The organism is Mesorhizobium sp. M4A.F.Ca.ET.090.04.2.1 (genome assembly GCF_003999085.1).
Classification (GTDB): Bacteria; Pseudomonadota; Alphaproteobacteria; order Rhizobiales; family Rhizobiaceae; genus Mesorhizobium.
In genome coordinates this window covers 1-3,233 of sequence record NZ_RZOT01000623.1, presented here as the reverse complement: position 1 = coordinate 3,233, position 3,233 = coordinate 1, and the positions used below count along the sequence as shown (strand labels likewise).

Annotated in this window: 3 protein-coding genes; all 3 read right to left on the bottom strand. The window is 69.6% G+C overall.

Annotated elements, in window-relative coordinates; genetic code table 11:
- On the bottom strand, positions 1 to 671 hold a 671-nt coding region (locus tag EN781_RS29290; RefSeq protein ID WP_189347919.1), incomplete at its 3' end, for a glycosyltransferase family 2 protein.
- Positions 668 to 1,705 (bottom strand): HEAT repeat domain-containing protein, encoded by a 1,038-nt coding sequence (locus EN781_RS29285; protein ID WP_126055108.1) that lies wholly within the window; start codon positions 1,703 to 1,705, stop codon positions 668 to 670. The genes EN781_RS29290 and EN781_RS29285, both read right to left, overlap by 4 nt.
- Before the next feature lie 2 nt (positions 1,706 to 1,707).
- Positions 1,708 to 3,233 (bottom strand): YaiO family outer membrane beta-barrel protein (locus EN781_RS29280; RefSeq protein ID WP_127400583.1); only part of this gene is annotated, 1,526 nt, incomplete at its 5' end.

Genomic DNA, 3,233 nt, shown 5'->3' with positions numbered 1-3,233 from the left:
GGCAGGCGCCCCTCGCGCCCCCTCCCCGCCTCGATCCGCGAGCCGTTGGCGATGCGGATCGTGCCGCCGACAGCGATGGTGCGCTCCGGATCGTCGATGAAGGGTTGCGCCGCGCGCATCAGCGCGTCGGGTTCGAGGATGGAATCGCCGTCGATGACGCAGAACAGCGGCGCGCGGCAGACATTGATGCCGGCATTCTGGGCATCGGCCTTGCCGCCATTCTCCTTGTCGACCACGAACAGCCGCTCGGTCATCGGCGAGGAATAGAGGCCGCGGATCGGCTGGTGCGCCAGTTCCTCCTCGTAGGGCCGGTGGAACTTCACCAGCCTGAAGGCCTCGATCAGGCGCTGCAGCGTGTCGTCCTTCGAGCCGTCGTTGATGACGATCACCTCGAAATTCGGATATTCGAGCGCCAGCATGGAATGGACGCTCTCGACCACGTTCAGTGCCTCGTTGTAGGCGGGCACCAAAAGCGCGATCGGCGGCGCGACGTCGCCATAGCGGTGCCAGAGCAGCGCCGAGCGCGCCACCGGCGGGCGCATGGACAGCGCGTAGGCGGCGACGATGAGCTGCAACAGGTAGATCGCCGTTTGCGCCAGCCCGGCCCCGATGATGAACCAGGACAGGATTGAGGCTGTCAGAACGATCTGGTGGCTCCAGTCGGCGATCATGTGGCAGGGCCCTCGGCAAGGATGAGCGAGGCGGTGCGCTGGCTGCGCGAGACGTCGCTGGCGGCCATCGCGCGCAGCATCTTTTCGCCGGGCTGGCCGAAGGAGCGCAGCGCGTTGGCGGCGGCATAGCGCACGGTCCACACCTCGTCGTCCATCAGCCCGGCGAGCGTCGCAGCGAGTTCGCTGAGGCCGAGGCGGCCGGCGGCGTCGGCGGCGTCGGCGCGCACGTCGAGGTCGTCGCTCGCCATCGCGCTCGCCAGGATGGACGGCGCGTCGGCATGGCCGGTCAGGCCGAGCGCGCGGAGCGCGGCGGCGGCGACCTCGGGTGAGGCATCGCCGGCGAGGCTGGCGAAGAAATCGGCGAAGCCGAAGCCGCCGGCGCGGGCCAGCGCTTCGATCGCGGCCGCCCTGACGACTGGCACGCCGTCCGCGCGCGATGCATGCACCGCAAGCTCGTTGAAGCGCGTCCGCGGAAAGCGCCTGAACAGCTCGATGACGCGCCGCGAGCGCTGCCCCGCCACGCCGATATTGTCCAGTACGAAGTCGAGCAGCGGCAGGCTGCCGAGATCGCTGAGCGCGATGGCCGCGGCGATCCTGACTTCGCGCGAGCGGTCCTCGGCCAGCGCCGAAAGCAGGCGTGCCGACGCATCCTCCGAATCCAGCGCCGCGAGCATCTCGGCGGCGTGGATGCGTTCGGCGACGTTGCCTCGTTCAAGCTGCCTGCCGACACGGGCCGGCATGCCGCATTCCTTGAAGGCGGCAAGGACGTCGTCGTGCTCCGCGCCGCGCAGCAGCGACAGGAATTCGAAGCCGGCATTGATCGCCACCCCGGCCGGCACCGCGAGGATGGCCGCCTTCAGGGCCTCGCGGTCGCGGTTTTCGGTGAAGGCGATCAGCGCCGTCAGAAGCTGGCGCCGCTGATCGGCGGCGGCAGTGCTCCGGCGCTCCTGCAGCACCCGGCGCGCGATCAAAAGCAGCATGATCACCAGCGAAAGGGCGCTGAGCAGAATGGACATGTCCCAGACCAGCCACATGATCAGAACCGCGCGGTCAGACCGAGCCCGAATATGGTCCGGTCGAAGGTCGGGCGTTGCTCGTGCGCCAGGCTGGCGCGCAGCGTCAGCGGATCGCTGACATCCCAGGAAAGGCCACCGAAGACGGTGCGCGTCGGCACCAGCGTGCCGTCGGAGATTTCCGGCGCGTCGGCGTAACCGCCGAACAGGTTGAAGCGGGGCGTCACCACAAGATCGGCGCGCAGCACATAACCGTCGGCGCGCGTGCCGATATCGTCCTCGGCGTGCACCCAGCGGGCGGAAAGCCCGAGGCGGCCATCGAGGATGTAGCCCTGCACCCGGGGCGAGATGGTGGTGACGCCGGCATTGGCGAAATCGTCGTAGCGGGCGTCGATGTTGAGCGAGACCGGACCGAATTGCCTGGCCGGCGCCATGACCTGCCAGGACGCGCCGGCACCGATCGAGTAGCGCGCCAGGAAATCGGCGTCCGGGGTCGCTGCCGCCAGCGCATAGGCGGAGAAGGCGGGCGAAAAGGCCTGGTCGATGCGGCCCTCGACCTGGACGTCGGTATGGCCGTAGCGGGTCGCCACCCGGCTGCGGCCCGAAATGGTCGTTGCCGGCGACAGCCGATAGGCAAGACCTGCCGAACTGTCGGTCCAGTCGCCGAGCCCGTCGCTGAGATCGCTCATCTCTGTGCCGATATCGAGCCGCCATTTGCGCGGCGGCGGCACGGCCAGCCTCTGCTCGATGTCGGCGGAGCCGGGCTCGATGGCCAGCGCCTGTCGGTAGGCCAGCCGCGCGGCGGCGTCGTCACCCTCGGCGCGGCGCACATCGCCGATGCCGACCAGCGCCTCGGCATTGCGCGGATCGACCGCAAATGCGCGCTGGAACGACTGTTCGGCCCGCCTGTAATCCGCTTCCAGCAGGGCAATCCTGGCGTCGAGGTTCAGCACCTCGACATTGTCCGGCGCCGAAGCCAGCGCCTCATCGGCCAGCGCGCGGGCGCGCGGCAAATCGCCCTGCCAGATCGCCAGGCGCACCTTGCCGAGGCGAGCGTCGAGCAGGCCGGGATCGATGGCCAACGCCCTGTCGAAAAAATGCCCGGCCTCGTCGAAGCGCTGGCCGGAGCCGACGACAAGGCCAAGGGCGACCAGTATGTCGGTGTTCTTCGGCGCCAGCCTTAGCGCCCGGCGATAGGCCTGCTCGGCCTCTGGCAGCTTGCCCGCCGCCCTGAGCCGCCTGCCCTGCTGCATCAGCCCGGCGACGGGATCCGCCCGCCGCGGGGGCGCCTTCTTCGCGGGCACTGCAGCCGCCGGAGCGGGCTTCATCTTGCTGCCGGCGGCGGCCTGCTTTGCCTTGCGAATGGTCTCGACCAGCGCCGCGGCGTCGGCATTGCCGGGCTCGGCGCGGACCACCGATTCGGCCAGCGGCAGTGCCGCATCCAGATTGCCGGAGCGGAACTCAACCTCGGCCAGGCCGAAGCTGGCATCCTGATAGGCCGGGGCAAGCCAGAGCGCCCTGGAAAAGGCCTCGGGCGCGGCCGGCAGCT

Coding starts and splice junctions, on each gene's coding strand:
- EN781_RS29285 (WP_126055108.1), bottom strand. CDS start 1,705: ATGTGGCTGGTCTGGGACATGTCCATTCTGCTCAGCGCCCTTTCGCTG.